Below are 26,604 nucleotides of genomic sequence, written 5' to 3'. Positions count from 1 at the left end.
CGCACCCGGGACCTGTCACGCCTGACCCCGGGTGCGCTTCGCGTACCCGGGCTACACAAGCGAAACCGCAGCTCAGCCCTGCATGTCCTCCAGTTCCACGCCTCGCGTCTCACGCACGGCACGCAGCACGAACACCAGCGACACCAGCGCGAACGTCGCGTACAGGCCATAGGCGAAGCTCAGTCCGATCTCCGCCAGCGACGGGAAACTCACCGTGATGGCGAAGTTCGCCAGCCATTGCGCGGACGCCGCGACGGCGAGCGCGATCGCGCGGATGCGGTTGGGGAACATCTCGCCGAGCAGCACCCACACCATCGGCCCCCAGCTCAGGCCGAAGAACACGACGTAGGCGTTCGCCGACACCAGCGCCACGATGTTCCAGGGCGCCGGCAGCGACAGCGCCATCCCATTGCCGACCGCCTGCGCGAAGCACAGCGCCATCAGCCCGAGCGTCACCGTCATGCCGATTGAACCGATGATCAGCAGCGGCTTGCGCCCGATGCGGTCCACCAGCGCGATCGCCAGCAGCGTCACCAGCACGTTCACGATCGAGGTGACCACGGTGATGGTGAAGGCGTCCGACTCGCTGAAACCGACCGAATGCCACAGCGTGGCGCTGTAGTAGAAGATCACGTTGATGCCGACCGCCTGCTGGAACACCGACAGTGCGATGCCCACCCACACCACCGGCAGCAGGCCGAAGCGCGGACCGCGCAGGTCGCGCAGGCGCGGGCGCACTTCGCTGGCGAGGCTTCGGCGGATGTCCTGCAGTTTCTGCTCCAGCGCCGGGCCGTCCTCCAGCGCGAGCACCTGCCGCAGCACGCCACGCGCTTCGTCGATGCGCCCCTTGGCGACCAGATGGCGCGGCGACTCGGGAACGCCCAGCACCAGCGTGCCGTAGACCAGCGCCGGCACCGTCGCGACGAGGAACATCCAGCGCCACGCCTCCAGCCCCAGCCATGCCGGCTTCGCGGCACCGCCGGCGACACCGGCGACCCACGCATCGCTGAGCAGCGCCGCGAAGATGCCGAGCACGATCGCCAGCTGCTGCAGCGAACCCAAACGTCCACGCACGTGCGCGGGCGAGACTTCGGCGATGTAGGCCGGCGCGATCACCGACGCCACGCCGATGCCGACGCCGCCGACGAAGCGCCAGGCGATCAGATCCCACAGCCCGATCACCAGCCCCGAGCCGATCGCGCTGGCGGCCAGCAGCACCGCGGCGACCTGCATCGTGCGCACGCGTCCCCAGCGGTCGGCGACGGGACCTGCGTACCACGCGCCCAGCGCCGCGCCGAGCAGCGCGCACGACACCGCGAAGCCGATGCGCGCCGCGTCCAGCGCGAAGCCGCCGCGGATCGCATCGACCGCGCCGTTGATCACCGCCGAATCGAAGCCGAACAAAAAGCCGCCCATCGCGGCGGCCAGGGAAATCAGCACCACGCGCGAAGTGGCGTGCTGCTGCGCATGCACCAAGGTATCCATCGTCTCTCCCGGGCACCCACGGTGGGCACCATGCGCGGCCGATTGTGCGCGGCCGGGCGGACGGCGGAAGGGCTGAATACGTATGCATGCGCCGGAGCCGGTCGATCCGGCTCCGGCGATTGGGAAAAAGTCAGCCCGCGAAACGGTCCGTGGCGCGTACCAGCGCGTCGACGTTCTCCGCTTCGAACGCGGAGTGGCCGGAGGCCGGCGTGATCTCCAGGTCAGCCTTCGGCCACGCCTTTTTCAGATCCCACGCGTTGGCGACCGGGCACACCACGTCGTAGCGGCCGTGCACGATCACGCCCGGGATGTCGGCGATGCGATGCGTGTCGCGCAGCAGCTGGTCGTCGACCTCGAAAAATCCGCCGTTGACGAAGTAGTGGTTTTCGATCCGCGCGAACGCGAGCGCGAACTGCGGGTCTTCGTGGCTCGCCGCGAAGTCCGGATCGATGTGCAGGAAACTCGTCGCGCCTTCCCACACGCTCCATGCCTTCGCCGCCGCCAGGCGAGTGGCTTCGTCGGGCGAGGTCAGGCGGCGATGGAAGGCGCTGATCAGGTCGTGCCGTTCGTCCGCCGGGATGGCCGAGAGGTAGTGCTCCCACGCATCCGGGAACAGGCGCGAGGCGCCTTCCTGGTAGAACCATTCCAGCTCCCAGCGACGCAGCATGAAGATGCCGCGCAGCACCAGTTCGGTGACGCGCTGCGGATGCGTCTGCGCGTAGGCGAGCGCGAGCGTGGAACCCCATGAGCCGCCGAACACCTGCCAGCGGTCGATGCCCAGCTTCCCGCGCAGCCGTTCGATGTCGGCGACGAGGTCCCAGGTGGTGTTGTCGACCAGGTCCGCGTGCGGCGTCGAACGCCCGCTGCCGCGCTGGTCGAACAGCACGATGCGGTAGCGCGATGGATCGTGGAAACGCCGCATCTTCGCGCTGCACCCCGCGCCCGGACCGCCGTGCAGCAGCACGACCGGCTTGCCGTCGGGATTGCCGCACTGCTCGAAGTACAGCGTGTGGCGCCCGTCGACCTGGAGCGTGCCGCTGTCGAAGGGTTCGATCTCGGGATAAAGCGTGCGCATCGCGTGCTCTCGTGGGAGGAGTACGGAAATTCTAGCGCGCGGGCCGATGACAACCTTTTCTCGGGAAACGAATTTTTAAGAACCGTCCGATGTGGGGTCCGGTGCCGCGCGGCTTTACTGCGCACCGCCCGGCGTCCGCCGGGGATCCCCCTGATGAGGAACACCCGTGAAGAAGTCTTTCCTTGCCCTGGCGCTCGCCGCCGTTCCGTTCTTCGCCGCGGCCAGCGAGGCCAACGACATCGGCTACAACTACGTGCAGCTCGACTACGTCTACCAGGACGGCGCGCAGATCGACGGCGTCAACGCCTACCCGAATGGCGGCAACCTGAGCGGCTCGTACGCGTTCACCGACAACGTGTTCGGCACGGCCAGCTGGGGCTGGACCGAGGACTCGGGCTACCACGCCAAGTACAAGGACCCGAACTGGTCGCTGGGCCTGGGCTTCAACACCGCCATCGGCGCGAACGCCGACTGGGTCTCGCAGATCAAGTACATCGACAGCGACGCGCGCGTCCGTCTGGACCGTGATTTCTGGGTGTGCGACGACTGCCGCTTCGACCTGGACTACCAGGGCGGCCAGATCAGCACCGGCGTGCTGGGCCGCGTCTTCGACGGCCTGACCGCCAACGCCTACCTCGGCTACGAGGACTACAACCACAACTACGACGGCAACTTCTTCGCCGAGTTCGGCATGGTCTACGCCTTCAACAAGACCTGGGGCCTGCACGGCGGCCTGCGCCTGGCCGAAGGCGTCGACACCTACTCGCTGGGCGTTCGCGCGAGCTTCTGAGTCGGGGTTGTTTCCCGGCGTTGTACGAAAGGGCCCGCTTTGCGGGCCCTTTTTGCGCGTGAACTTCCTGGTCGCGAGTTCCTGGTCGCAAGCCTTTTGCGTCGCGAACGCTGGTGGTGTGGACGTCGCGTCTGTCGCTGTGGACGTTTCTGTCGCTCTGGATGTTGTAGCCCGGGTAAGCGAAGCGCACCCGGGTGCGCGGTCGCCTCTCCTTCCCGGTGCGCTTCGCTTACCCGGGCTACAACAGCAAACCTTCGTCCGAGAAGATCGTCATTCCGGCGCAACCCGGGACGACTAGCAATGGCCAGCTTTCGCTGGAACGACGGTGAGGTGGGGAATCGATTACGCGCCCACCCGCCCCAACGTCACCCGATCGCGCCGCTCCCAATCCTGCACCGTCTCGACCGCATCGAAGCCCGCGTGTTCGAAGATCGACCGTACCGCGGCACCCTGATCCCAGCCGTGCTCCACCAGCAACCAGCCGCCTGGATTCAGATGCATCGGCGCATGAGCCGCAATGCGACGGATATCGTCGAGCCCGTCCGCGCCCGACGCCAGCGCACTCGCCGGCTCGAAACGCAGATCCCCCAGCTTCAGATGCGCATCGTCATCGGCGATGTAGGGCGGATTGCTCGCGATCAGATCGAAGCGGTCGTCCGTGAGCGGCGCGAACCAGTCGCCTTCGCGGAACTGCACGCGCGACAGGCCCAGCGCGTTCGCATTCGCCTGCGCCACCGCCAGCGCCGCCGCGCTCGCATCCGTCGCCACTACCTGCGCGAGCGGGCGTTCGAAGGCGATCGCCAGCGCGATCGCGCCCGTTCCGGTGCCCAGGTCCGCCACGCGCAGCGACACGCCTTCCAGCAGGCGTTCCAGGGCGAGTTCGACCAGCCGCTCGGTTTCCGGACGCGGAATCAGCGTCGCGGGAGTCACCGCCAGGTCGAACCGCCAGAACCCCCGATGGCCGAGCAGGTACGCGACCGGCTCACCGGCGAGGCGGCGCTCCAGCAGGCGCTCGAATTCGGCCTGGCGCGCGATCGGCGGAACGTCGTCCCGATGCGTGTACAGCCAGGTCGGGCCCACGCCCAGCGCGTGGGTGAGCAGGCGCTCCGCCTCGGCGCGCGCCTCGTCGCCGGGCAAACGGCGCGTGGCAGCGGCGAGGAGTTCGCCGACCGTGGCCGGCGTCGGGCCGTCGCCGGCGTCGAGGGAGCGAAGGTCGTCATGCATCCCGCATTTTCGCCTGCCGCGGCCCGCGCAGGGAGGCCTTGCGCGGCGCTCCACCACCCGCATGTCGAATGGGTGCCGGGCTTCCTATCGGCCCGACATGTCCATAGACATCGCCTATTGAATCAATCTCATCAATCAACTTGATGGATTGGATTGGCCTCCTTACCCTACTCGCACTGGTTTCAACCCTCACCCACCCAGCCAAAGGAACCATCCTGATGTCGCTGATCAACACCGAAGTCCTGCCGTTCAAGGCCACCGCCTACAAGAACGGCGAGTTCATCGAAGTCACCAATGCCGACCTGAAGGGCAAGTGGTCCGTCGTGTTCTTCTACCCGGCCGACTTCACCTTCGTCTGCCCGACCGAGCTGGGCGACCTCGCCGACAACTACGCCGAATTCCAGAAGCTCGGCGTCGAGATCTACGGCGTGTCGACCGACACCCACTTCACGCACAAGGCGTGGCACGACACCTCCGACACGATCAAGAAGATCCAGTACCCGCTGATCGGCGACCCGACCGGCGTGATCACCCGCAACTTCGGCGTGATGATCGAGGAAGCCGGCCTGGCCGATCGCGGCACGTTCGTGATCGATCCGGAAGGCAAGATCCAGATCGTCGAGATCAACGCCGGCGGTATCGGCCGCGATGCGGGCGAGCTGCTGCGCAAGGTCAAGGCCGCCCAGTACGTCGCCGCGCATCCGGGCGAAGTCTGCCCGGCCAAGTGGAAGGAAGGCGAGCAGACCCTGAAGCCGTCGCTGGACCTGGTCGGCAAGATCTGACCCACGCGCCGCGCCCTGTTCCACGGGGCGTGGCCTGGACGGGGCGGCCATTCCGGCCCGCCCCGCTCCACCGCCTCCCGCACGGAGGCCGTTCCGGTCAGTGGCTGACCACCCTTTTCGAATGTCGCGACGCCCGGGTCTCTCTCCCTCCCTCCGCCCGGGCGCTCGCGGCGTTCACCCCCACGAAACGCATCGCATTGGAGTCATCGCATGTTGGACGCCGATCTCAGGACCCAGTTGAAGGCCTACCTCGAAAAGGTCACGCAGCCGATCGAGCTCGTCGCCTCGCTCGATGACGGCGACAAGTCGCGCGAGCTGGAAGGCCTGCTGCAGGACATCGCCTCGCTGTCGGACAAGATCACCTACTCGCGTCGCGACGACGACGCGCGCCGTCCGTCGTTCGCGATCAACCGCGCAGGCACGGACGTGAGCGTGCGCTTCGCCGGCATTCCGATGGGCCACGAGTTCACCTCGCTCGTGCTCGCCCTGCTGCAGGTCGGCGGCCATCCGTCCAAGGCCGCGCCGGAACTGCTGGAACAGGTGCGCGACCTCGAAGGCGAGTACCACTTCGAAACCTATTTCTCGCTCTCGTGCCAGAACTGCCCGGACACCGTGCAGGCGCTGAACCTGATGAGCGTCATCAACCCGAACATCCACCACGTCGCCATCGACGGCGCGCTGTTCCAGGACGAAGTCGAGCAGCGCCAGATCATGTCGGTGCCCACCGTGCTGCTCAACGGCCAGCCGTTCGACCAGGGCCGCATGACCATCGAACAGATCATGGCCAAGCTCGACACCGGCGCATCGACGCGCGATGCCGAGAAGATCAAGGCCAAGGACGCATTCGACGTGCTCGTGATCGGCGGCGGTCCGGCCGGCGCCGCGGCGGCGATCTACGCCGCGCGCAAGGGCATCCGCACCGGCGTGGCGGCCGAGCGTTTCGGCGGCCAGGTGCTGGACACGATGGCGATCGAGAACTTCATCTCGGTCACCTACACCGAAGGCCCGAAGCTCGCCACCGCGCTGGAACAGCACGTGCGCGAGTACGACGTCGACATCATGAACCTGCAGCGCGCGAGCAAGCTGATCCCGGCGAACGAGCCGGGCGGCCTGATCGAAGTGCAGCTGGAAAACGGCGCGTCGCTGAAGTCGCGCAGCGTCGTCCTGTCGACCGGTGCACGCTGGCGCCAGATGAACGTGCCGGGCGAGCAGGAATACAAGAACAAGGGCGTGGCCTACTGCCCGCACTGCGACGGCCCGCTGTTCAAGGGCAAGCGCGTGGCGGTGATCGGCGGCGGCAACTCGGGCGTCGAGGCGGCGATCGACCTGGCGGGCATCGTCTCGCACGTGACGCTGATCGAGTTCGACGCGCAGCTGCGTGCCGACGAAGTGCTGCAGCGCAAGCTGCGTTCGCTGAAGAACGTGGACGTGATCGTCAGCGCACAGACGACCGAAGTGCTCGGCGACGGCCAGAAGGTCACGGGCCTGGTCTACAAGGACCGCATCGAAGGCGACGCGCACCGCATCGACCTGGAAGGCGTGTTCGTGCAAATCGGCCTGCTGCCCAACACCGAATGGCTGAGGGGCGCGGTGGCGCTGTCGCCGCGTGGCGAGATCGAAGTCGATTCGCACGGCCGCACCTCGGTCCCGGGCGTGTTCGCCGCCGGCGATGCCACGACCACGCCGTTCAAGCAGATCGTGATCGCGATGGGCGAAGGCTCGAAGGCGGCGCTGAGCGCGTTCGACCACCTGATCCGCACCAGCGCACCGGCGCAGGCGACGACCGCCGCCGCGGCCTGATGTCCCCGGCCCTTCCCCTGCTTGCGGGGGAAGGGCGCGGAGGCCGATGCTCCACATCCATGCAGCATCACGCGAGGGACACGCCTTGAACCTGCGCGATCTCAAGTACCTGGTGGCCCTGGCCGACCACAAGCATTTCGGCCGCGCCGCGGCGGCGAGCTTCGTGAGCCAGCCCACGCTGTCGACCCAGATCAAGAAACTCGAGGACGAACTCGGCGTCGCGCTGGTCGAGCGCGCGCCGCGTCGCGTGATGCTCACGCCGGTCGGCCGCGAAGTCGCCGAACGCGCACGCAAGGTCATCGCCGATGTCGAGCAGATGGCGGAAATCGCGCGCCGCAGCCAGGACCCGGAAGCCGGAACGGTGCGCTTGGGGTTGTTCCCGACGCTGGGCCCGTACCTGTTGCCGCACGTCGTGCCGAGATTGCGGCAACGTTTCCCGCGCCTGGAACTGCTGCTGATCGAAGAGAAGACCGACCAGATCCTGCAGCGCCTGCGCGATGGCCGCCTGGACGCGGGCCTGCTCGCGCTGCCGATCCACGACGACCAGTTGCACGTGGAAGTCCTGTTCGACGAACCGTTCCTGCTGGCCGTGCCGCAGCAGCATCCGATGGCCGAACAGGATTCGCTGGAACTGGGCGACCTCGACAACCAGCACCTGCTGCTGCTCGAGGAAGGCCACTGCCTGCGCGACCAGGCGCTGGATGTCTGCCACATGGCCGGTGCCGACGAACGCGACGGCTTTCGCGCGACGAGCCTGGAGACGCTGCGGCAGATGGTCGCCGCCGGCGTCGGCATCACGCTGCTGCCGGTGCTCGCCGTGCAGCCGCCGGTGCCGTCCTCGCCCGACATCCACCTGTTGCGTTTCCGCGGGCAGCCGCCGCACCGGCAGATCGCGATGGTGTGGCGGCGCAGCTCGGCGATGGGCGAATTCCTGAAGCAGCTCGCCGCCGAGTTCCGTTCATTGCCCGAGCAGTTGCTGCGCCCGCCGCAACCGGCACCGTCGCAGGACAGCCGGCTGTAGTAGCCCGGCTTTAGTAGCAGCCCGGTTTTTTGTAGCCCGGGTAAGCGAAGCGCACCCGGGAAGTAGCCGGCCGCCTGCCCGGGTGCGCTTCGCTTACCCGGGCTACAACAGCTACAACAGCGTCGACCGCATCGAACGATCAGTAATGCAGCAGCGAATGCAGGCGCACGTCCGCGCCCCAGCGTTCGCGACCGCCCAGCGCATCCAGCTCGATCAGCACGCTCGCACCGACCAGGTTCGCGCCGAGCTTCCCCACCAGTTCGCGCGCCGCGGCCAGCGTGCCGCCGGTGGCGAGCACGTCGTCGACGATCAGCGTGCGTTCGCCCGGACGCAGCGCATCGTTGCGCGCCTGCAGGCGATCGGTGCCGTATTCCAGCGCGTAGTCCACCTCGACCAGCGGCGGCGGCAGCTTGCCCGGCTTGCGCAGCGGGACGAAGCCCGCGTGCAGCTTCTGCGCGAGCGCCGCGCCGAAGATGAAGCCGCGCGATTCGATCCCGCACACCGCCTGCACCTGGCTGCCCTGCCACGGCTCGGCGAGCGCGTCGATGCAGCGCGCGAAACCGCCGGCATCGGCCAGCAACGGGGTCACGTCGCGGAAGGTCACGCCGGGCTTGGGGAAATCGGCGACGGCGCGGATCAGGGAATCGAAATCGAAGGACATGGCGCGGGGCCCATGAAACGGCCGGCCACGATACCCGAACCAGGCGTTCAGGCCGGCAGCCAGCCCTGCGAGGAATCCGCGGCCTCGTCGTCGTCCGACGCTTCGGCCGGCGCATTCAGCGGGAGCGCGGCGACGATGTCCTGCGCCTGCGGCCAGACCACGTCCGGCACGCACACCAGGATGGTCCCGAACAGCGGCAGCTCGCCCATCCCGCCCGTCAGCGCCTCGCCCTGCAGGAACACGGGGATTTCCTCCGCCTCCAGCGCGTGCCGCACCAGGTGGGCGTCGATCAGGTTCGCGGCTTGGTAGACGACTTTCATGGGACGCTCCGGGGGAAGAGGCTCGCGAACAGCATACGCCCGGCCTGAACGCGGATGCCGGCGGGTGCACGGCGGGGAATTGCGCCACCGGCTAAACTTGCCGGTCTACTCCGTCCACGGCTTCACGCATGTCCGCTACGCCCCACCCCGCCCCGTCCGCGCCCGGATCGGCCAACGCTGGATCGGCTCTCCCCGAAACCGCGCCCGTGAAGCAGGACTTCATCCGGCAGATCGTCCGCGAGGACCTGGCCAGCGGCAAGCACCACGCGATCCGCACCCGCTTCCCGCCCGAACCCAACGGCTACCTGCACATCGGCCACGCCAAGGCGATCTGCCTGGACTTCGGCATCGCGGCCGAGTTCGGCGGCGACTGCAACCTGCGCCTGGACGACACCAACCCGGTGAAGGAAGACCCCGAGTACGTCCGCGCGATCCAGGACGACGTGCGCTGGCTCGGCTTCGAATGGCACGACCTGCGCCACGCGTCGGACTACTTCGGCGTGCTGTACCTCGCCGCGGAAAAACTGATCCGCCAGGGCGACGCGTTCGTGTGCGACCTCACGCCGGAACAGGTGCGCGAATACCGCGGCACGCTGACCGAGGCGGGCCGCGAATCGCCGTTCCGCAACCGCAGCGTCGAGGAAAACCTCGATCTGTTCCGCCGCATGCGCGCCGGCGAATTTCCCGACGGCACGCGCACGCTGCGGGCGAAGATCGACATGGCCAGCGGCAACATGAACCTGCGCGATCCCGCGCTGTACCGCATCAAGCACGTCGAACACCAGAACACCGGCCACGAGTGGCCGATCTACCCGATGTACGACTTCGCGCATTCGCTCAGCGACGCGGTGGAAGGCATCACGCATTCGCTGTGCACGCTGGAGTTCGAGGACCACCGCCCGTTGTACGACTGGTGCGTCGACAAGGTCGATCTGGCGAACTCGCCGGAGCTGCTCGAACCCGTGCTGTCGAAGGGCTTCCCGAAGGAAGCGAGCAAGCCGCGCCAGATCGAGTTCTCGCGCCTGAACTTCAACTACCTCGTCATGAGCAAGCGCAAGCTGCTCGCGCTGGTGAACGAAGGCCTCGTGGACGGTTGGGACGACCCGCGCATGCCGACCTTGCAGGGCATACGTCGTCGCGGCTACACGCCGAGCGCGCTGCGCCTGATGGTCGATCGCGTCGGCATCAGCAAGCAGAACTCGCTGCTCGACATCTCGATCCTGGAAGGCGCGCTGCGCGACGACCTCGACGCCGCCGCACAGCGCCGCATGGCAGTGATCGATCCGCTGAAGCTGGTCATCACCAACCTCGATGCGGGCCACGAGGAATCGTTGACGTTCCCGAACCATCCCAAGGACGAGAGCGCGGGCACGCGCACGGTGCCGTTCTCGAACGAGCTGTGGATCGAGCGCGAGGATTTCGAGGAAGTGCCGCCGAAGGGCTTCAAGCGCCTGATCCCGGGCGGCGAAGTGCGCCTGCGCGGCGCCGGCATCTTCCGTTGCGATGAGGTGGTCAAGGACGGCGATACCGTCGTCGAGATCCGCGGCGTGCTCGATCCCGAATCGCGCCCCGGCATGGCCGGTGCCGATCGCAAGATCAAGGGCACGATCCACTGGGTCAGCGCGAAGCACGCGGTGAAGGCGGAAGTGCGCCTGTACGACCGCCTGTTCGTCGTGCCCGATCCGGACAGCGAGGAAGGCGGCAAGACGTACAAGGATCATCTCAATCCCGAATCGCGCCGGGTCGTCACGGGCTATGTCGAACCCGCTGCGGCGAACGCGCATCCGGAGCAGTCGTTCCAGTTCGAGCGCATCGGCTATTTCGTCGCCGACCGCTACGACCATCGCAGCGAGGCGCCGGTGTTCAACCGCAGCGTCACGCTTCGCGACACCTGGACCACGAAGGGTTGAACAACGCGAAGGAGCACGCCATGCGCCGCCTGCTGACCGTACTGCTGGTTTCGTCCCTGCTCGCGCTTGCGGCGTGCGCCGCGCCGTCGCCGGAAGGCGCACGTGCGGCCACGCCGACGGCGGGCGATGTCGCCACGCCTGCATCCGACAACGCGCAGGCTGCCGCGCAAGCGACCCGTGCACGCGCTCCGGAGCCCACGCCGAAAGAGCGTCAGGCCGACTCCGCGCAGACGCCCGTCAAACTTGATTTCAGCTGCAGGACCGATGCGGATTGCGCGGTGAAGAACGTCGGCAACTGCTGCGGCGCCAAGCCGGCGTGCGTCAACGCGAACAGCCCGACCGATCCGGAAGGCGTCAAGGCCGAATGCGCGCGCAAGGGCATGATGGCGATGTGCGGCTTCAAGCCCATCGAGGGCTGCCAGTGCGTGCAGGGGCAGTGCAAGGACAAGATCGCCGAAGTGGAGATGGTGCACTGATGCTCTACGCGCAGGTTCACCTCACCCTGCCCGCCTGGGTCCACGAATCGGTCGATACGCAACGCCTCTACGTCGGCGACGCCGCGAAGGTCGAACTCGCCATCGCGCTCTCGCGCATGAACATCGAAGCCGGCAGCGGCGGACCGTTCGGCGCGGCGGTGTTCGGGCCGGACGAACGCATCATTTCCATCGGCGTGAACCGCGTGATGCCGCACACGTGTTCGCTCGCGCATGCCGAGACGATGGCCTACATGCTCGCGCAGCAGCGCACGCAGCGCCCGCGCCTCAACGAGGATGCGGTGGGCGCGAAGCTCGGGCCGGTCACGCTGGCGACCTCGTCGCAGCCGTGCTGCCAGTGCTACGGCGCGACGATGTGGGCCGGCATCGACCGGCTGCTCATCGGGGCGCGCAGCGAGGACGTCGAATCGCTGACGCAGTTCGACGAAGGCCCGCTGCCCGCGGACTGGATCGGCGAACTCGAACGCCGCGGCATCGAAGTCGTGCGCGACGTGCATCGCGAACTCGCACGCGAGGTGCTGCGTGCGTATGGCGAATCCGGCGGCGAGCGGTACTGACGCCCGCATCGACATGATCCCGGCCGACGCCCTGCTCTGCTACTGCCGCCCCGGCTTCGAGCCCGAACTCGCGGCAGAACTCGGCGAACGCGCGGCGCTCGCCGGCCATCCCGGTTATGCGCGCACCGAGCGCAACAGCGGCTACGTGGAATTCCTCGGTGCGGACGCCGGCGCGCTGACGCGCGCGATGCCGTTCGACTCGCTCATCTTCGCGCGGCAGAAGCTTGCGCGATTCGCCGAACTGCGCGGCCTCGATCCGAAGGACCGCATCACGCCGATCCTGCGTGCGCTCGAAGCGACGCTGGGCAACACGTACACCTTCGGCGAGTTGTGGGTGGAGCATCCCGATTCCGACGAAGCCAAACCGTTGGCGGGCCTTGCGCGCGCCTTCGGCAATGCACTGCGCCCCGTGCTGCGAAAGGGCGGCTGGCTCACGCAGTTCGACGATTCACGCAAGTCGCGCCTGCATGTCGTGTTCCTTTCCGGCGACCACGTGCTGCTCGCCATCGGCGAGGCCGGCGACAGCGCGCCGTGGCCGCTCGGCATTCCGCGCCTGCGCATGCATGCCGACGCGCCGAGCCGTTCCGCGCTCAAGCTCGAGGAAGCGCTGATGGTGCTGATGAGCGGTAAGGAACGCGAACGACTGTTCCGCGAAGGCATGCGTGGCGCCGACCTCGGCGCCGCACCCGGCGGCTGGACGTGGGTGCTGATGCGACAGGGCCTGCACGTCACGTCGGTCGACAACGGTCCGCTGCGTGAACACCTGCTCGAAAGCGGGCGCGTCGACCACCTGCGCGAGGACGGTTTCCACTGGCAGCCGCGCGCGCCACTGGACTGGATGGTGTGCGACATGGTCGAACAGCCGCGCCGCGTCGCCGAACGCATTGCGACCTGGCTGCGCGAGGGCTGGTGCCGGCACACCATCTTCAACCTCAAGCTGCCGATGAAGAAGCGCTGGGACGAAACGCGGCTGTGCCTGGACCTGTTCCAGCAGCGCGCAGAGAAGCCGCTGCTCCTGCGGGCTCGCCAGCTCTACCACGACCGCGAGGAAATCACCGTTTTCGCGACGGTGCGCTGACGCGGCGATCACGTGGGTGAACGCTGGGCGCAACCGCACGCGTGAAATTTACCTGTGGTTGATGCGTGCGGGACTAGCGTCGGCCTCGCCCCCAAACCAGGCGAGACCCACCATGAATTCCGCGCATGTTCTTTCACCGAAACTGCTGGCGGTCGCGGTGCTCGCGACGATCGGCATCGCCGGTCCGGCAGCCGCGCAGCGCACCCAGGCCCAGCCGGCGAAGGCGCAGCAGCAGGCCGAAGCGGCAGCGCAGGCCGCGACCGATGAAGCCGAAACCGCACGCGACGCCGCGCAGAGTGCGCGCGATGCGACCAAGGCGACGACCGGCGGCTACACCCCCACGCACCAGCACGCCGACACCGCGCAGCGCGCCGCCAACCAGGCGGTGGACGCGTCGCACGACGCGCACGATGCGACCTCGGCCGCGCAGTCGGCCGCCGATCCCGCGACGCCGGCCGCCGAAGCGCAGCAGGCGGCAACCACCGCAGGCAACGCCAGCATGCAGGCGCAGGATGCGGCCGACGCCGCCGCGCAGGCCGCGAATCCGCCTCCCGCGACCCCGATGAGGCCCACCACCCCGCAGACGACGACCGGCGCGTCGACGCGGCAGGAAGTGAACGCGACCTCCAGCCCGCCGAACTCGACGCTCGCCAACAAGGTGGATTTCGACGGACTCGACACCAACCGCGACGGCAACCTCAGCCGCGCCGAAGTCCAATCCGAAACGATGCTGTCCGCCGACTTCGCCGCGATCGACGCCAACCGCGACGGTCGCATCTCCAAGTCCGAGCTTGCCGGCGGTAAGTGACCTGTCGAAGCCGCTGGCGATGGCGAACCCCTCCCGCGTCGGGAGGGGTTCGCTTTATTGCCCGGCCGCGTGCCGCCAGAACGCGTGCGTCAGCGGCGGCAGCTTGCCGGCCAGGCCCAGCAGCGGCCCGCGCAGCAGCGTGGCGGCGAGCGAATCGTTCGAGAACAACCGGTTGATGCCATCGAAGGCATAGGCCGACAGCGCGTTCCCGCTGCGCTGCGCGCGCGCCCAGCGCGACAGTCGCGATGCCGGATCGATGCCGCGCGCACGCGCATCGGCGACGGTGCGACGCAGGGTCGCGACATCGCGCAGCCCCAGGTTCACGCCCTGCCCCGCCAGCGGATGCACCGCGTGCGCGGCGTCGCCGATCACCGCGACGCGACCGCTCGCCAACGACTGCGCCAGTTGCAGGCGCAACGGGAACGCGGCGCGCCGCGATACGCGCGTCGATGTGCCGAGCGTGCCGGCGAAGGCATTGTCGAGTTCGCGCAGGAACGCCGTCTCGTCGGCTTCGAGCAGGCGCTGCGCTTCGGCTTCCGGCAGCGTCCACACGATCGAACTGACGTTGTGTGCGTCGAAAGGCAAGAACGCGAGGGGCCCGGTCGGCAGGAAGCGCTGCCAGCACGTCGCCTGATGCGGCCGCTCGCTTTCGACGAACGCGACCAGCCCGCGCTGGCCGTAATCGTGGCGTGGCGCTTCGATGCCGGCGAGCGAACGCAGCTTCGACTCCGCGCCGTCGGCGGCGACCACAAGCTTCGAACGCAGCGACAGGCCGCTTTCGAGCACGACCGTCGCGCCGCTTTCGTCCTGTTCGAATCCGACCACGCTGTCGGGGCAATGCAGCTGCACGCCGGCGCCGGGCAGCGCGTTCCAGAGACGGTCGACCAGCAGGGCGTGCTCGACGATCCAGCCGAGTTCGCGACGCCCGAAGGCATCCGCATCGAACGCGAGCTCGCCGCCGCCGGCGGCATCCCACACGCGCATCGCGCGGTACGGCTGCACGCGCGCGTTCGCGACCTCGCGCCAGACGCCCAGGTTGTCGAGCAGCGCCGCGTTGTCGGGCGCGAATGCATACACGCGCAGGTCGATGCGATCGGCATCGGTGGGCAGCGGCTGCCATGCGGGCGGCTGGCGGGGTTCCACCAGCGCGACCCGCATTCCATCGCGCGCGAACGCAAGCGCGGCAGCCGCGCCGACCACGCCGGCGCCGACGACGATCGCGTCGAGTCCCGATCCGCGACGGCTCATGCGTGCACCTCGCGGCACAGCGCCGGCACGTCGCCGCGGTATCCCATCGCGCCGCCGACGAGGAACGACTGCACCGAGGCAACGCGATCGACCGCGAACAGGCCGAGGCTGCGCAGCGGACGCAGGAGCGTCGCGTCGTTTGCGGTCAGGCGCGCGAGGCCGTCGGAGAACCCGATCGTGCGCTCGCGATCTTCGCGGCGCCGTTCGGCATAGGCCTGCAACAGCGCATCGCTGCCGCAGTCGGCCTGCGCATCGAGCGCGCGCGCGTCCTCGATGAGTTCGGCGAGCGTGAGCGCGTCGCGCAGACCGAGGTTGAAACCCTGCGCGCCGATTGGATGGATCGTCTGCGCGGCGTTGCCGACCAGGACCGCACGCGAGGCGATGGTGCGCTGCGCGACGACGCGGACCGCCGGATGCGAACTGCGCGGGCCGCACGAAAGAAAGCGTCCCGCGCGCCAGCCGAACGCGTCCTGCGCACGCGCGAGGAACCCGGCTTCGTCGAGCGCCGCGACGGCATCCGCGTCTTCGCGCGCGACGGCGTGGATCAGTCCGTGGTGGCGATCGCCGCGCGGCAGAAGGGCGGTCGGGCCGTGGTCGGTGAGGCGCTCGAAGGCGGTGCCGTCCGGCGGGCGCGAGCTGCGCAGGCGCGCGACGAACAGCGTCTGCGCGTAATCGTGCTCGTCCACGCCGATGCCCAGCGCATCGCGCACGAGGCTGCGCGTGCCATCGGCCGCCACCAGCAGGCGCGCGCGCAGGATGCGTTCGCCATCGGCATCGGCCACGCGGATCGCGCGCACGTCGCCGGCGCTTTCGGCCAGGCCGATGAAACGCACGGGGCGATGGCGCAGCAGGCGCGTTGCGTCGGCGAGACGGGCTTCCAGCGCCTCGCCGAAATCGCGCGCGACCACGACCCGACCGAATTCGCTGCGCCCGTAGCGCGAGGCATCCAGCAGGCCGCGACCGAAATCGCCGCGCCGGCTGACATGGATGCGTGCGATCGCGCCGGTGGGCGCGCGCAGCTTCTGCATCACGTCCAGTGCGGTCAGTGCGTTGAGCGTGGCTTCGGCGAAGCTGAGGTTGCGCTCGTCGAAGACCGCCGGCAGCGCGCCGGGCGGCGTCGCCTCGACCAGGCCGACGACGAGGCCCAGGCGCTCCAGCGCGATCGCCAGGCTGGCACCGACCAGGCCACCGCCCACGATGAGGACATCGTGGAGATCGTGGGCCGGACCTTGGGCGAGGGAGTCTCCGGGCGCGCCGGAGGGCGGGTTTGAGGGGGCCGCGACAGGCATTGCGCTATGCTAGCGGTTCCTGAAGGCCGTGACCTTCTCAAGACCCGAACACGATGAACCGTCCCGCTTCCGCCTCGCCTGCCGCCCACGACCGTCCCGCTTCCGGCCTGTTCGCGCCCGGTCCGCTGGTGCTCATCGGCATGATCGTGATCGCCGCGCTCACGCGCCTGTTGCCGCATCCGCCGAATTTCTCGCCGGTCGAAGCGGTGGCGCTGTTCGGCGGCGCCTACTTCGCCTCGCGCGCGCTGGCGATCGCGGTGCCGCTGGTGGCGATGCTGGTGTCGGACCTCGTCCTCGGCCTGACGCTGGGCGGGACCTACTTCGAACACTTCACCAGCCCGGCCTACCTGGCGACGTGGCTGTCGGTGTACGCGTGCATCGCGATCTCGGCGGTGCTGGGCTTCGGCCTGCGCGGTCGCGTCAACGGCGCGCGCGTGCTGGGCTATTCGATCGTCGGCTCGGTGCTGTTCTTCGTGGTCACCAACTTCGCCGTGTGGGCGACGGCCACGCCGATGACCGCGCATCCGGCCTGCCTGGTCGGCCTGGGCCCGTGCTACGTCGCCGCGCTGCCGTTCTTCCAGTGGACGGTGCTGGGCACGCTGTTCTACGCCGCGCTGCTGTTCGGCGGCTTCGCCCTGCTGCGCCGTCGCGTGCCGGCGCTGCGCGCGCAAACGGTCTGAGAAGGACGGGATTCGGGATTCCGGATTCGTAAGAAGCCCGTCTCCGAATCCCCATCCAGACTCACATGGGCAACCGTCTCTCCAGGATCTACACCCGCACCGGCGACGACGGCACGACCGGGCTGGGCGACGGCAGCCGCGTCGCGAAGGACTCGGCCCGCGTCGCCGCGTACGGCACGGTGGACGAAGCCAATTCGTGCATCGGCCTGGTGCTGGCAAGCGACGTCCCCGACGACGTCCGCGCGCTGCTGACCACCGTGCAGCACCAGCTGTTCGACCTGGGCGGCGAGCTGTGCATCCCGGGCCATGCCGCGATCGTCGACGCCGACATCGATCGCCTCGAACAGCAGCTCGACGCCTTCAACGAACCGCTCCCGCCGCTGAAGGATTTCATCCTGCCCGGCGGCGGCGAAGCGGCGGCGCGCTGCCACATCGCGCGCACGGTCGTGCGCCGTGCCGAACGCGAAGCCGTCTCGCTGTCGCGCATCGAAACGGTCCGTCCGGAAGCGGTGCGCTACCTCAACCGCCTGTCCGACCTGCTGTTCGTGCTGGCCCGCGTGCTCGCGCGCGCCAGCGGCCACGGCGAAGTGCTGTGGAATCACGAGCGGCGCAAGGCCTGACGCGCCGCGCGCCATGCGCATCTACACGCATCCTGCCTGCACGCGCCACGATCCCGGCGAGGGTCACGCGGAACGTCCATCGCGACTGGTCGCGGTGACCGAAGCGCTGCGCGAGGCGTTCCCCGACCTGCACTGGGAAGAAGCGCCGCGCGCGAGCCGCGGGCAGCTGCTGCGCGTGCACGACGACGCGCTGCTCGCGCTGGTGCTCGACACGCCCGTCGATGGTCCGATGCCGCTGGATCCCGACACCGTCCTCGCGCCGGGTTCGGCCGAAGCGGCGCTGCGCGCGGCCGGCGCCGGCATCGCGGCGGTGGATGCGGTGATGCACGGCGAGGCACGACGCGTGTTCTGCGCGGTGCGTCCGCCCGGCCATCACGCCACGCCTTCGGCGGCGATGGGGTTCTGCCTGTTCAACAACATCGCCGTCGCCGCGGCACATGCCTGCGACAAACACGGGCTCGCGCGCGTGGCGGTGGTCGACTTCGACGTGCACCACGGCAACGGCACGCAGGCGATCTTCGATACCGACCCGCGCGTGATGTACCTGAGTTCGCACCAGATGCCGCTGTATCCGGACACCGGTTACGCAAACGAGCGCGGCGTGGGCAACATCGCCAACGCGCCGTTGCCGCCGGGCTGCGGCAGCGAGGCGTTCCGCCGCATCTGGCGCGAGCTGCTGCTTCCGACGCTGGACTCCTTCCGGCCGCAGTTGCTCTTCATCTCCGCTGGCTTCGACGCGCACAAGCGCGACCCGCTCGCGCAGATCGAACTGGAAACCGACGACTACGACTGGATCACGCGCGAACTCGTCGCGATCGCGCAAAGGCATGGCGACGGCCGGATCGTGTCGATGCTTGAAGGCGGCTACGACCTGGCCGCGCTGCGCGAGGCGAGCGTCGCGCACGTGGGCGCGATGCTCGCTTGAACCGCCTGGCGGCGATCAGGTCTCCGGCACGAACTCCAGCGCGGCCGAATTGATGCAGTAACGCAGGCCGGTCGGCGGCGGGCCGTCGGGGAAGACGTGGCCCAGGTGCGACTGGCAGCGCGCGCACTTGATCTCCACGCGCCGCATGCCGTGGCTGTCGTCCACGTGCTCGCTGACGGCGTCCCTGGAGACCGGTTCCCAGTAGCTGGGCCAGCCGCTGCCGGAGTCGTACTTCGTTTTCGAGGAAAACAGCGGCGCGCCGCAGGCCACGCAGGTGTACGTGCCGGCTTCCTTGTGGTTCCAGAAGCGGCCGGTGAACGCGCGCTCGGTCGCCGAACAGCGGCATACCGCGAACTGTTCGGGGCTGAGGCGCTCGCGCCATTCGTCGTCGGTCCGGCAGACCGGTGCGTTGTCGGAAGAAGGCTGCTGGGACATGGGCCACTCCTGTCTTGACGCGGAAATGAACAGTGCCGGGAGCAAGATGGTGCTCGCGTTGCCCCCTTGCAAGGGATGCGGCAAGCTAGCGACCCCGTTTTCCTGAACGCCGACGATCACGGTTCCCGAGTGCGCCGACCCCTCCGACTGCTCCCGTTATCGCTGTGCATCGCGCTGGCCCTGCCGGCCTACGCTGCCGACGGCGACGAGGACGACTGGGGCCTGTGCCCGATCATCGACGTGGTGCCGACGTTCGAGGACGCGCCCGTCCCGACCGGCGACGCCACCACGCGCGCGAACGAGCCCACCGACATCGCCGGCGGCCAGCTCGAACGCGCGGGCACCGCGGAAGACATCGTCGTGCAGGACAACGTGCGCCTGAACCGCGGCGACCAGTTCCTGGGTACCGACAAGCTCAGCTACAACGCCGAAACCGGTCGCTACAGCGCGATCGGCAACGTGCGCTACCAGGACAGCGGCATGCGCATCCTGGCCGAGCGCGCCGAAGGCGACCAGAACGCAGACCGCCATCGCATCGAGGACGTGCAGTACCAGCTCACCCAGCGGCGCGGCAACGGCGGCGCCGAGCGCATCGAACTCGATGGCGCCCGCGGCCGGCTGGTCGGTTCGACCTACTCCACCTGCGCGCCGAACCAGCGCGCGTGGGAACTGCGCGCGAACCGCATCGACATCGACACCGTCGAAGGCATGGGCGTGGCACGCAACGCGACCGTGCGCATCGGCAACGTGCCGGTGCTGTACGTGCCGTGGTTCATGTTCCCGGTCGACGAACGCCGCCGCACCGGCCTGCTGTATCCGCAGCTGTCGATGTCCGGCCGTAACGGCTTCGACTACCGGCAGCCGATCTACCTCAACCTCGCGCCGAACTACGACGCCACGCTCTACCCGCGCATCATGGCCGATCGCGGCGGGCTGCTCGGCGCCGAATTCCGCTGGCTGTACGAGCGCGGCAAGGGCGAGGTCTACGGCAACTGGATGCCGAGCGACAAGCTGCCGGGCGACGAGCCCGACCGCTACCTCAACCCGGACGTCGGCTTTCCGGTTTCGAGCCTGCCTGAGAAGAACCGCGGGCAGTTCGCGCTGTCGGCCTCGCACAACATCAACAGCGCGTGGTACGCCAGCACCAACCTCGGCTGGGTGAGCGACACCCACTACTTCGAGGACTTCAGCAGCAGCCTGTACGGCATCTCGAGCTATTCGATCCGCAGCGATGCGGGCGTGTACGGGCGCGGCCGCTACTGGCAGGCGGCGGTCATGGCCGACCATTACCAGCTCGCCGACTACACCCTGCGCGAGCGAAACCTCGCCTTCGACCGCCTGCCCCGCGCCTACTTCAGCTGGGAGCAGCCGCTCACCTCGTGGGTGCAGGCCGGCGTGGACGCCGAGGGCGTGCGCTTCGAGCACCAGGAATTCCTCGGCGGCGCGCGTCTGGACGTCAAACCGTTCGTGACCTTCCCCCTGGAAGGCGCGAGCTGGTTCGTCCGCCCGAAGCTGGCCTGGCGCTACACGGCCTACCAGCTGGACGGCAGCGCACAGCAGCGCGCCGACGAACGCGTGAGCCGCAGCGGCGGCACCGCGTCTCCCGAGCAGTTCCAGGACAGCCACCTGACCCGCAGCATGCCGATCACCTCGGTCGATGCGGGCATGTACTTCGACCGCAACACCATGTTCCGCGGCACCAGTTATCTGCACACGCTGGAGCCGCGCCTGTATTACCTGAAGGTCCCCTACCGCAACCAGGACGATTTCCCGGTCTTCGACACCGGTTCGATGACCTTCAGCTGGGGCCAGCTGTTCCGCGACAACCGTTACACCGGCGCGGACCGTCAGATGGACGCCAACCAGCTCACCGCCGCCCTGACCACGCGTTTCATCAGCGAGGAGGACGGCCGCGAGCGCCTGGCCGCGAGCATCGGCCAGATCCAGTACTTCGACGACAGCCGTGTGACGCTGCCGAACCAAGCGACGATCGAGTCGGGCAAGTCGGCCTGGGTCGCCGACGCGAGCGTGACCCCGAACGACCGCTGGAACCTCGGCGCCACCTACATCTGGAATCCGAAATACCGCGGCGAAGACTTCGTCAGCGCACGCGTGCGCTACATGTTCGAGCGTGGCGGCATCGTCAACCTGGGCTATCGCTACCGTCGCAATGCGGCGTTCCGCGAGGGCATCGACCCGCCGCAGAACCGCGATCAGCTCGAGCAGGCGGATTTCTCCTTCCTGTATCCGATCAACGAGACCTGGAGCGTCGTCGGGCGCTACTACTACTCGATCCTGGACAGGAAGGAACTGGAGACGATCGCCGGTGTCCAATGGGAAAGCTGCTGCCTGGCCGCGCGCCTGGTGGGCCGCCGATACCTGAGAAACCGCGACGGCGAACTGGACACCCGGATCATGTTCGAATTCGAGCTGAAGGGCCTTGGCTCCGCGGGCCAGAACACGGAGCGGGTCCTGCGCCGTGGTATCCTCGGCTACGACCGCGACGACCTGTATCTCGTGCCGCCCACCTCGACGCAACGCCTGAACAACGGCGGCGGCCAAGTCGAATCCACCCCCGACCCGACCCTATGAAGAAACTACTCGCGTCCGCCCTCGCCGTCGCGGTGCTGTCCGGCACCCTCCTGCCCGGCGCGACCGCCCTGGCCCAGACCGCGGCCTCCGTCCAGCCCATCGATGGCATCGCCGCCATCGTGGACGAGGACGTGATCCTGAAGACCGAGCTGGATCGCGCGGTGAACAACATCCTGGCCCAGTACGCGGGACGCGAGAACCAGCTGCCGCCGCGCGACGTGCTGCAGCGCCAGGTGCTCGAGCGCCTGGTGCTGGTGAAGCTGCAGGTCGCCCGCGCCCAGGGCACCGGCGTGCGCGTGACCGACCAGGAAGTCGAGCAGGCCATCGCCGGCATCGCCCAGCAGAACCGCGTCTCGCCCGAGCAGCTCCGCCAGCAGCTGGCGCGCGAGGGCACCCCGTACACCGATTTCCGCAACTCGATCCGCGACGAACTGCTGATCCAGCGCCTGCGCCAGCGTTTCGCGCAGAGCCGCGTCTCGGTCAGCGAGTCTGAAGTGGATGCCGCCATGGCCGCCCAGGCGAACCAGGGCGCGCAGTTCCACCTCGCGCACATCCTCGTGGCCCTGCCCGAGGGCGCGACCGCCGAGCAGATCGCCACGGCGCAGAAGAAGGTCGAAGGCGTGAAGTCGCTGATCGACAAGGGCGAGATGGACTTCTCCGCCGCCGCGGTGCGCTATTCCGACAGCCCCAACGCGCTGGAAGGCGGCGACCTGGGCTGGCGCAGCGTGGACGAGATCCCGAACGCGTTCGCCTCGCTCATGCGCAACATGTCGCCCGGCCAGGTCACCGAGCCGATCCGCGGCCCGAGCGGCTTCCAGCTGCTCAAGCTGATCGAAGTCCGCGACGCCTCGCAGGCCGGCCCGAGCATGGTCACGCAGTACCAGGCGCGCCACATCCTGATCCGCGTCAGCGATTCGGTGGACGACGCCAAGGCCAAGGCGCAGGCGCAGACCCTGCAGGCCCGCCTGATGGGCGGCGCCGACTTCGCCCTGCTCGCACAGGAGCACTCGCAGGACCAGAGCTCCGCCTCGAAGGGCGGCGAGCTGGGCTGGTTCACCCGCGACGAGTTCGGCCCGGAATTCGGCAACGCCGTCGCGGGCCTCCAGCCGAACCAGGTGTCGCAGCCGATCCGCACCCAGGCCGGTTACCACCTGATCAAGCTGGAAGGCACGCGCGAGGCCGACGTCGGCGAGCGCAACCGCCGCGCCCAGGTCCAGGAAACCATCGGCCGCCGCAAGCTGGAAGACGAGTGGAACCGCTTCCTGCGCGAGATGCGCGGCGAAGCCTTCGTCGACGTGCGCGTCGGCAAGGCCGCCGAAGAGACCGCCACGCCCACCGCGCCGGCCAACGGCGGCTGAGGTGGGCTGAGTGACCCCTGTTCGGCTCGCGCTGGTGCCGGGCGAGCCGGCGGGTGTCGGCCCCGAGCTCTGCGTCCGCCTGGCGCAGCAGCCACGCGATTACTCCCTGACGGCGTTCGCCGACGCACGCACGCTGCTTGCGGCGGCGCAGGCGGTTTCGCTGCCGTTGCGACTGCTCGGTCCGGACGACGCGGCGACCGCTCCCGGCGAGCTGGCGCTGGTCGACATCCCGAACGCCACCGTTCCCGCGTTCGGCCAACCCGATCCGCGCAACGCCGCCGCCGTGATCCGCGCACTGTGCGAAGCGGCGCAGGGCTGCCTCGACGGCCGCTTTGCCGGCGTGGTCACCGGGCCCGTGCACAAGGCGGTGATCAACCAGGGTGGCATCGCCTACACCGGCACGACCGAACTGCTTGCCGACCAAGCCGGCCGCGACGTCGTGATGATGCTCGCCAACGACGTCGTCCGCGTCGCGCTCGTCACCACGCACCTGCCGCTGCGCGAGGTCGCCGATGCGATCACGCCCGTCGCGCTCGACCGCACGCTGCGCATCACGCACGACGCGCTGCGTCGTGATTTCGGCATCGACGATCCGGCGATCGCCGTGCTCGGCCTCAACCCGCATGCGGGCGAAGCCGGCCATCTTGGGTACGAGGAAATCGACGTGATCGAGCCGGTGCTCGCGACGCTGCGCGCGGGCGGCATGCGCCTGGTCGGTCCGCTTCCGGCCGACACCGCGTTCCTGCCGGCCAAGCTGCGCGGCTTCGACGCGGTGGTCGCGATGTACCACGACCAGGGACTGCCGGTGCTGAAATACAGCGGCTTCGAGCGCGCAGTGAACCTCACCCTGGGCCTGCCCTACCCGCGCGTCGCGGTGGATCATGGCACCGCGCTGGAACTCGCCGGGCGCGGCACGGCCGATCCGTCGAGCCTGCTCGCCGCGGCCGACACCTGTGCCCGTATCGCCCGCTTCCGCACCCCGGCATGATGCCCCGATGAGCACGCGCAGCCCCCATTTCACCGAGCCGGCCAAGAAGCATCTGGGCCAGCACTTCCTGCACGAACGCCGGATCATCGACCGGATCGTCCAGGCCGTGGACCCGAAGCCCGGCGACCGGCTGGTCGAGATCGGCCCCGGCCAGGGCGCGATCACCTTCCCGCTCCTCGATCGCCACAAGGAGCTGACGGTGATCGAGTTCGACCGCGACCTGATCTTCCCGCTGACCGAGGCCGCGCGTGCGCACGGCACGCTGGAAGTGATCCATCGCGACGTGCTCACCGTCGATTTCACCGCGCTGGCGCGCAACGCCGGCGACGAAGGCGGGCAGATCCGCCTGGTCGGCAACCTGCCCTACAACCTGTCCTCGCCGATCCTCTTCCACGCACTGGAACACGCCGACGCGATCCGCGACATGCACTTCATGCTGCAGAAGGAAGTCGTCGACCGCATGGCCGCCGGCCCAGGGAGCAAGGTGTACGGGCGCCTGGGCGTGATGCTGCAGGCGTACTGCCACGTGACGCCGCTGTTCGACGTGCCGCCGGGCGCGTTCCGCCCGCCGCCGAAGGTGGACTCGGCCGTGGTGCGGCTGGTGCCGCGCAAGCCGGAGACGATCGGCATCGACGATCCGGCCGTGTTCTCCGCCGTGGTGCGCGACGCCTTCGGCCAGCGCCGCAAGACGCTGCGCAACGCGCTTTCGAACCAGTGCGACGGCGCGGCGATCGAAGCCGCGGGCGTACGCCCGGACGCGCGCGCCGAGCAGATCGACGTCGCCGATTTCGTACGCCTGGCCAATTCGCTCGCACGCCAACGCAACGCGTGACGCCGGGGGCAACGCGTTCTCCACGACGCGTTGACCTATCGTGCACCGCAGCCCCTACACTGTCCGCATGAACCGCAGTACCGACTATTCCTTCGACATCTCCGTGGCGACCCGCTACCTCGACACCCAGTCGGAGCCGGGCCAGGACCGCTACGTCTTCGCCTACACCATCAGCATCCGCAACAGCGGCAGCGCGCCGGCGCGGCTCACGCGCCGCCACTGGCTGATCACCGACGGCAACGGCAAGGTGCAGGAAGTCGAGGGCGAAGGCGTCGTGGGCGAACAGCCCTGGCTGCGTCCCGGCGACGATTTCGAATACACCTCCGGCGCCGTGCTGGAAACCACGCACGGCATGATGGAGGGCACCTACACGATGGTCGGCGACGACGGCACGCAGGTCGAAGCGCCGATCCCGGCTTTCAGCCTGTCCGTGCCCCGCACGCTGCACTGACGGACGCCCCATGAGCATCTGGGCCATCGGCGACCTGCAGGGCTGTTACGACGCGACGCAGCGACTGCTCGAACGCATCGCGTTCGATCCGGCGCGCGACCGCCTGTGGTTCTGCGGCGATCTGGTCAACCGCGGCGGGCAATCGCTGGAAACGCTGCGCCTGGTGCATTCGCTGCGCGAGCACAGCGTCGTCGTGCTGGGCAACCACGACCTGTCGCTGCTGGCGATCGGCGAGCGTCGCGAGGACGAGCAGCGCAAGGTCAATCCCGACCTGCAGCGCATCGTGCTCGCCGAGGATCGCGACGTGCTGCTGGACTGGCTGCGCATGCAGAAGCTGGTGCACGTGGACCGCTCGCTCGGCTGGATGATGGTGCATGCCGCGCTCGCGCCGCAGTGGACCACGCAGATGGCCGAACGCTTCGCGCGCGAGGTCGAGGAACGCCTGCACGGCGACCAGTTCCGCCGGCTGCTGAAGAACATGTACGGCGACAAGCCGGCGTGGCACCCCAAGCTCGCCGGCATCGATCGCCATCGCGCGATCATCAACGTGTTCACGCGCCTGCGTTATTGCACGCCGCGTGGCCGGATCTCGTTCGAGGACAAGGGCGCGCCGGGCACGCAGCCGGTCGGGCTGTATCCCTGGTACGAAGTCCCGGGCCGCGCCGAGCGCGACCTGAAGATCGTCTGCGGCCACTGGTCCACGCTGGGCCTATTCATCGGCCACGGCGTCCACGCGATCGACACCGGCGCGGTGTGGGGCGGCAAGCTGACCGCACTCCAACTCGACACCGACGAACTGCGCATCGTGCAGGTGCCGGGACGCGACGTTCCCGCCCAGCCGCCGCGTCCGCGTCCGCCGTACCACGGCGACGACAAGCGCGCGCAACGCCCACGTCCGAACCATAACGGGCAGCGGCGCCATCATGGACGGCCGAATCCGAATGGTCCGCAGGGACCGCGTAACGACGCGCCCGCGCCGAAGGCGACGACGGAGCAGGATCGCGACTGAGCTGGTGCAGCGAGCGGAAAATTCCGCATGCCTGGGAATCATCGGGATCCTTCACCACGCGACGCATTGAGCCCCTCTCCCTTCGGCGACCGGAGGAAGTGCAGCGCTGAGAGGGGTTGGGGTGAGGGTCGGGACGTGCGGGCACGCTGGCGCTCGCGATACGCTTTTGCCC

At 68.7% G+C, this 26,604-nt stretch carries 26 protein-coding genes; 18 read left to right on the top strand and 8 right to left on the bottom strand.

The genetic code is table 11. The annotated features are described in order from the left end of the window. Positions 1–72: 72 nt before the first annotated feature. Together AC3ANK_RS03910 and pip are read right to left on the bottom strand one after the other, a co-directional pair. Positions 73–1,485, bottom strand: a complete 1,413-nt coding sequence (locus tag AC3ANK_RS03910) for a sugar porter family MFS transporter (protein WP_484172176.1) — start codon at positions 1,483–1,485, stop codon at positions 73–75. Positions 1,486–1,615: 130 nt separating this feature from the next. Then, a complete protein-coding gene (pip, locus tag AC3ANK_RS03905; protein ID WP_484172175.1) occupies positions 1,616–2,560 on the bottom strand; it encodes a prolyl aminopeptidase in 945 nt (314 codons plus the stop codon). A 166-nt stretch (positions 2,561–2,726) separates the two neighbouring features. Here pip and AC3ANK_RS03900 point away from each other — a divergent pair, with 166 nt between their 5' ends. Next, positions 2,727–3,350, top strand: coding sequence for a hypothetical protein (locus AC3ANK_RS03900; RefSeq protein WP_206859880.1), 624 nt, complete (start codon positions 2,727–2,729; stop codon positions 3,348–3,350). Between the two features lie 342 nt (positions 3,351–3,692). On the opposite strand, the gene prmC is transcribed toward AC3ANK_RS03900, so the two are convergent. Then, positions 3,693–4,574 (bottom strand): peptide chain release factor N(5)-glutamine methyltransferase, encoded by an 882-nt coding sequence (gene prmC, locus AC3ANK_RS03895; RefSeq protein ID WP_484172174.1) that lies wholly within the window; start codon positions 4,572–4,574, stop codon positions 3,693–3,695. 218 nt (positions 4,575–4,792) lie between these two features. On the opposite strand from prmC, the gene ahpC reads away from it, so the two are divergent. From ahpC to oxyR, 3 genes are all read left to right on the top strand, one after another. Then, on the top strand, positions 4,793–5,356 hold the full coding sequence (gene ahpC / locus AC3ANK_RS03890) for an alkyl hydroperoxide reductase subunit C (RefSeq protein ID WP_206859882.1): 564 nt from the start codon (positions 4,793–4,795) through the stop codon (positions 5,354–5,356). 210 nt (positions 5,357–5,566) lie between these two features. Next, positions 5,567–7,156 carry an alkyl hydroperoxide reductase subunit F gene (ahpF, locus tag AC3ANK_RS03885; protein ID WP_484172173.1) on the top strand — a complete coding sequence of 530 codons (1,590 nt, stop codon included), beginning with the start codon at positions 5,567–5,569 and terminating at the stop codon, positions 7,154–7,156. A gap of 85 nt (positions 7,157–7,241) precedes the next feature. Further along, positions 7,242–8,177, top strand: a complete 936-nt coding sequence (gene oxyR / locus AC3ANK_RS03880; protein ID WP_206859884.1) for a DNA-binding transcriptional regulator OxyR — start codon at positions 7,242–7,244, stop codon at positions 8,175–8,177. A gap of 139 nt (positions 8,178–8,316) precedes the next feature. Here the strand turns inward: oxyR and AC3ANK_RS03875 are convergent, their stop codons facing one another. Next, the gene (locus tag AC3ANK_RS03875; RefSeq protein ID WP_206859885.1) at positions 8,317–8,838 is read right to left on the bottom strand and encodes an adenine phosphoribosyltransferase; all 522 of its coding nucleotides are present in this window, start codon (positions 8,836–8,838) and stop codon (positions 8,317–8,319) included. A gap of 47 nt (positions 8,839–8,885) precedes the next feature. Then, positions 8,886–9,158, bottom strand: coding sequence for a putative signal transducing protein (locus AC3ANK_RS03870; protein WP_206859886.1), 273 nt, complete (start codon positions 9,156–9,158; stop codon positions 8,886–8,888). A 128-nt stretch (positions 9,159–9,286) separates the two neighbouring features. Here AC3ANK_RS03870 and AC3ANK_RS03865 point away from each other — a divergent pair, with 128 nt between their 5' ends. The 5 genes from AC3ANK_RS03865 to AC3ANK_RS03845 all read left to right on the top strand — a co-directional run bounded on the left by AC3ANK_RS03865 (position 9,287) and on the right by AC3ANK_RS03845 (position 14,005). Beyond that, complete coding sequence (locus tag AC3ANK_RS03865) at positions 9,287–11,068, top strand: glutamine--tRNA ligase/YqeY domain fusion protein (protein WP_484172172.1); 1,782 nt, start codon at positions 9,287–9,289, stop codon at positions 11,066–11,068. Positions 11,069–11,088: 20 nt separating this feature from the next. Continuing rightward, complete coding sequence (locus AC3ANK_RS03860; protein ID WP_484172171.1) at positions 11,089–11,544, top strand: hypothetical protein; 456 nt, start codon at positions 11,089–11,091, stop codon at positions 11,542–11,544. Further along, positions 11,544–12,119 carry a nucleoside deaminase gene (locus AC3ANK_RS03855; protein ID WP_206859889.1) on the top strand — a complete coding sequence of 192 codons (576 nt, stop codon included), beginning with the start codon at positions 11,544–11,546 and terminating at the stop codon, positions 12,117–12,119. The genes AC3ANK_RS03860 and AC3ANK_RS03855 overlap by 1 nt, the downstream gene beginning before the upstream one ends. A 13-nt stretch (positions 12,120–12,132) precedes the next feature. Next, positions 12,133–13,197 carry a 23S rRNA (cytidine(2498)-2'-O)-methyltransferase RlmM gene (rlmM, locus tag AC3ANK_RS03850; RefSeq protein ID WP_484172833.1) on the top strand — a complete coding sequence of 355 codons (1,065 nt, stop codon included), beginning with the start codon at positions 12,133–12,135 and terminating at the stop codon, positions 13,195–13,197. A gap of 112 nt (positions 13,198–13,309) precedes the next feature. Next, on the top strand, positions 13,310–14,005 hold the full coding sequence (locus AC3ANK_RS03845; RefSeq protein ID WP_484172170.1) for an EF-hand domain-containing protein: 696 nt from the start codon (positions 13,310–13,312) through the stop codon (positions 14,003–14,005). A 54-nt stretch (positions 14,006–14,059) separates the two neighbouring features. Here the strand turns inward: AC3ANK_RS03845 and AC3ANK_RS03840 are convergent, their stop codons facing one another. Beyond that, complete coding sequence (locus tag AC3ANK_RS03840) at positions 14,060–15,253, bottom strand: FAD-dependent oxidoreductase (RefSeq protein ID WP_484172169.1); 1,194 nt, start codon at positions 15,251–15,253, stop codon at positions 14,060–14,062. Beyond that, positions 15,250–16,449, bottom strand: a complete 1,200-nt coding sequence (ubiH, locus tag AC3ANK_RS03835; protein WP_484172168.1) for a 2-octaprenyl-6-methoxyphenyl hydroxylase — start codon at positions 16,447–16,449, stop codon at positions 15,250–15,252. The genes AC3ANK_RS03840 and ubiH overlap by 4 nt, the downstream gene beginning before the upstream one ends. A gap of 146 nt (positions 16,450–16,595) precedes the next feature. Here ubiH and AC3ANK_RS03830 point away from each other — a divergent pair, with 146 nt between their 5' ends. The 3 genes from AC3ANK_RS03830 to AC3ANK_RS03820 all read left to right on the top strand — a co-directional run bounded on the left by AC3ANK_RS03830 (position 16,596) and on the right by AC3ANK_RS03820 (position 18,767). Then, a complete protein-coding gene (locus tag AC3ANK_RS03830) occupies positions 16,596–17,222 on the top strand; it encodes a DUF6580 family putative transport protein (RefSeq protein ID WP_206859893.1) in 627 nt (208 codons plus the stop codon). A gap of 65 nt (positions 17,223–17,287) precedes the next feature. After that, positions 17,288–17,842 (top strand): cob(I)yrinic acid a,c-diamide adenosyltransferase, encoded by a 555-nt coding sequence (locus tag AC3ANK_RS03825; RefSeq protein WP_484172167.1) that lies wholly within the window; start codon positions 17,288–17,290, stop codon positions 17,840–17,842. Between the two features lie 13 nt (positions 17,843–17,855). Next, positions 17,856–18,767: a histone deacetylase family protein gene (locus AC3ANK_RS03820; RefSeq protein WP_206859895.1), complete on the top strand. Its 912-nt coding sequence runs from the start codon at positions 17,856–17,858 to the stop codon at positions 18,765–18,767. 15 nt (positions 18,768–18,782) lie between these two features. Here AC3ANK_RS03820 and msrB read toward each other — a convergent pair whose 3' ends face one another. Then, a complete protein-coding gene (gene msrB / locus AC3ANK_RS03815; RefSeq protein WP_484172166.1) occupies positions 18,783–19,202 on the bottom strand; it encodes a peptide-methionine (R)-S-oxide reductase MsrB in 420 nt (139 codons plus the stop codon). A 129-nt stretch (positions 19,203–19,331) separates the two neighbouring features. Here msrB and lptD point away from each other — a divergent pair, with 129 nt between their 5' ends. The 6 genes from lptD (at position 19,332) to AC3ANK_RS03785 (ending at position 26,432) form a co-directional block, all read left to right on the top strand. Then, a complete protein-coding gene (lptD, locus tag AC3ANK_RS03810; RefSeq protein ID WP_425492480.1) occupies positions 19,332–21,794 on the top strand; it encodes an LPS assembly protein LptD in 2,463 nt (820 codons plus the stop codon). Beyond that, positions 21,791–23,152, top strand: coding sequence for a peptidylprolyl isomerase (locus tag AC3ANK_RS03805; RefSeq protein ID WP_484172165.1), 1,362 nt, complete (start codon positions 21,791–21,793; stop codon positions 23,150–23,152). Before lptD ends, AC3ANK_RS03805 begins: the two co-directional genes overlap by 4 nt. Before the next feature lie 10 nt (positions 23,153–23,162). Further along, complete coding sequence (pdxA, locus tag AC3ANK_RS03800) at positions 23,163–24,140, top strand: 4-hydroxythreonine-4-phosphate dehydrogenase PdxA (RefSeq protein WP_484172164.1); 978 nt, start codon at positions 23,163–23,165, stop codon at positions 24,138–24,140. A gap of 7 nt (positions 24,141–24,147) precedes the next feature. Continuing rightward, on the top strand, positions 24,148–24,972 hold the full coding sequence (gene rsmA / locus AC3ANK_RS03795) for a 16S rRNA (adenine(1518)-N(6)/adenine(1519)-N(6))-dimethyltransferase RsmA (protein WP_206859900.1): 825 nt from the start codon (positions 24,148–24,150) through the stop codon (positions 24,970–24,972). A gap of 67 nt (positions 24,973–25,039) precedes the next feature. Beyond that, on the top strand, positions 25,040–25,423 hold the full coding sequence (apaG, locus tag AC3ANK_RS03790) for a Co2+/Mg2+ efflux protein ApaG (protein ID WP_206859901.1): 384 nt from the start codon (positions 25,040–25,042) through the stop codon (positions 25,421–25,423). 10 nt (positions 25,424–25,433) lie between these two features. Further along, positions 25,434–26,432 carry a symmetrical bis(5'-nucleosyl)-tetraphosphatase gene (locus AC3ANK_RS03785; protein WP_484172163.1) on the top strand — a complete coding sequence of 333 codons (999 nt, stop codon included), beginning with the start codon at positions 25,434–25,436 and terminating at the stop codon, positions 26,430–26,432. Positions 26,433–26,604: the final 172 nt, after the last annotated feature.

The organism is Lysobacter sp. SCRH-1R, assembly GCF_057747855.1.
The sequence above is the reverse complement of the archived record's forward strand: the minus strand, read 5'-3'. Positions and strand labels throughout refer to the sequence as shown.

Excerpts from the sequence above, each read along its gene's own strand:
- AC3ANK_RS03830 (WP_206859893.1), top strand. The coding sequence starts at position 16,596 with ATGAACCGTCCCGCTTCCGCCTCGCCTGCCGCCCACGACCGTCCCGCT.
- AC3ANK_RS03845 (WP_484172170.1), top strand. The coding sequence starts at position 13,310 with ATGAATTCCGCGCATGTTCTTTCACCGAAACTGCTGGCGGTCGCGGTG.
- pip (WP_484172175.1), bottom strand. The coding sequence starts at position 2,560 with ATGCGCACGCTTTATCCCGAGATCGAACCCTTCGACAGCGGCACGCTC.
- AC3ANK_RS03825 (WP_484172167.1), top strand. The coding sequence starts at position 17,288 with ATGGGCAACCGTCTCTCCAGGATCTACACCCGCACCGGCGACGACGGC.
- AC3ANK_RS03910 (WP_484172176.1), bottom strand. The coding sequence starts at position 1,485 with ATGGATACCTTGGTGCATGCGCAGCAGCACGCCACTTCGCGCGTGGTG.
- AC3ANK_RS03785 (WP_484172163.1), top strand. The coding sequence starts at position 25,434 with ATGAGCATCTGGGCCATCGGCGACCTGCAGGGCTGTTACGACGCGACG.
- rlmM (WP_484172833.1), top strand. The coding sequence starts at position 12,133 with ATGATCCCGGCCGACGCCCTGCTCTGCTACTGCCGCCCCGGCTTCGAG.
- AC3ANK_RS03870 (WP_206859886.1), bottom strand. The coding sequence starts at position 9,158 with ATGAAAGTCGTCTACCAAGCCGCGAACCTGATCGACGCCCACCTGGTG.
- AC3ANK_RS03855 (WP_206859889.1), top strand. The coding sequence starts at position 11,544 with ATGCTCTACGCGCAGGTTCACCTCACCCTGCCCGCCTGGGTCCACGAA.
- ahpF (WP_484172173.1), top strand. The coding sequence starts at position 5,567 with ATGTTGGACGCCGATCTCAGGACCCAGTTGAAGGCCTACCTCGAAAAG.
- AC3ANK_RS03860 (WP_484172171.1), top strand. The coding sequence starts at position 11,089 with ATGCGCCGCCTGCTGACCGTACTGCTGGTTTCGTCCCTGCTCGCGCTT.
- rsmA (WP_206859900.1), top strand. The coding sequence starts at position 24,148 with ATGAGCACGCGCAGCCCCCATTTCACCGAGCCGGCCAAGAAGCATCTG.
- AC3ANK_RS03865 (WP_484172172.1), top strand. The coding sequence starts at position 9,287 with ATGTCCGCTACGCCCCACCCCGCCCCGTCCGCGCCCGGATCGGCCAAC.
- AC3ANK_RS03875 (WP_206859885.1), bottom strand. The coding sequence starts at position 8,838 with ATGTCCTTCGATTTCGATTCCCTGATCCGCGCCGTCGCCGATTTCCCC.
- msrB (WP_484172166.1), bottom strand. The coding sequence starts at position 19,202 with ATGTCCCAGCAGCCTTCTTCCGACAACGCACCGGTCTGCCGGACCGAC.
- ahpC (WP_206859882.1), top strand. The coding sequence starts at position 4,793 with ATGTCGCTGATCAACACCGAAGTCCTGCCGTTCAAGGCCACCGCCTAC.
- AC3ANK_RS03805 (WP_484172165.1), top strand. The coding sequence starts at position 21,791 with ATGAAGAAACTACTCGCGTCCGCCCTCGCCGTCGCGGTGCTGTCCGGC.
- AC3ANK_RS03840 (WP_484172169.1), bottom strand. The coding sequence starts at position 15,253 with ATGAGCCGTCGCGGATCGGGACTCGACGCGATCGTCGTCGGCGCCGGC.
- AC3ANK_RS03820 (WP_206859895.1), top strand. The coding sequence starts at position 17,856 with ATGCGCATCTACACGCATCCTGCCTGCACGCGCCACGATCCCGGCGAG.
- apaG (WP_206859901.1), top strand. The coding sequence starts at position 25,040 with ATGAACCGCAGTACCGACTATTCCTTCGACATCTCCGTGGCGACCCGC.
- prmC (WP_484172174.1), bottom strand. The coding sequence starts at position 4,574 with ATGCATGACGACCTTCGCTCCCTCGACGCCGGCGACGGCCCGACGCCG.